Consider the following 669-nt stretch of genomic DNA (forward strand, 5'->3'; position numbering starts at 1 on the left):
GGGTGGTTGTACGCGCTTTCCCTGTAGGAGCGAGCTTGCTCGCGATGGCGGTGAACGATAACGCTGGGTGCCTGATGCCCCGCGGGGTTCTCAGGTTCATCGCGAGCATGCTCGCTCCTACAGGGGGTGGGTCATTGTTGTTGGTTGGCTTTTCTGTGTTTGAGATCGCGCTCTCGCTCCAACACCTTCGCCACGTCATCGATCACGGCTTTGCTCATCGCGGTCAGGTAATGAGCGGCCCAGGCGTGGCGGTCGTTGTTTGAGGTGTAGGCGGCGTCCACGGTCAGGGATTTTGCGAGGTACAGCAGGTCGGAGGCTTGTGCCAGGGCGTCGGTGAGGGGGACGTCGCGGCAGACGTGGAACAGGGGTTGGTTCGAGAGGTACAGGAAGGGGGTGAAGCCGATGGTTTTTAGTTCTGTAGATGACGGGGAATCGGTGTGGGTCATGGTGTCACTCCTTAATCCAAGAGAGCCGCCACGTTCGTTTCCAAGCGAATGGGTGGCAGCTGTACGCGGGTTGGAAAACCGGGGATCAAGGAAACCGGCACGCCCGAAAGCGTCCCACGCACAGCTGCCATAACACTTGTTTCGCAGTCGTAAAAACGTCTGGAATCAGGGTTGAGCTGCTGTTGCGCTTAGATCCGACGGGTTTCCAAGCCCGATCGCTGAA

1 protein-coding gene is annotated in these 669 nt (G+C 58.7%); it reads right to left on the bottom strand.

What is annotated here, in order from left to right; translation table 11 throughout:
* Window positions 1–131: 131 nt before the first annotated feature.
* The gene (locus B0W55_RS29395) at window positions 132–446 is read right to left on the bottom strand and encodes a DUF3077 domain-containing protein (protein ID WP_077049387.1); all 315 of its coding nucleotides are present in this window, start codon (window positions 444–446) and stop codon (window positions 132–134) included.
* Window positions 447–669 lie beyond the last annotated feature (223 nt).

Origin of the sequence: Pseudomonas sp. KK4, from assembly GCF_001984065.1 — a bacterium.
Classification (GTDB): Bacteria; Pseudomonadota; Gammaproteobacteria; order Pseudomonadales; family Pseudomonadaceae; genus Aquipseudomonas.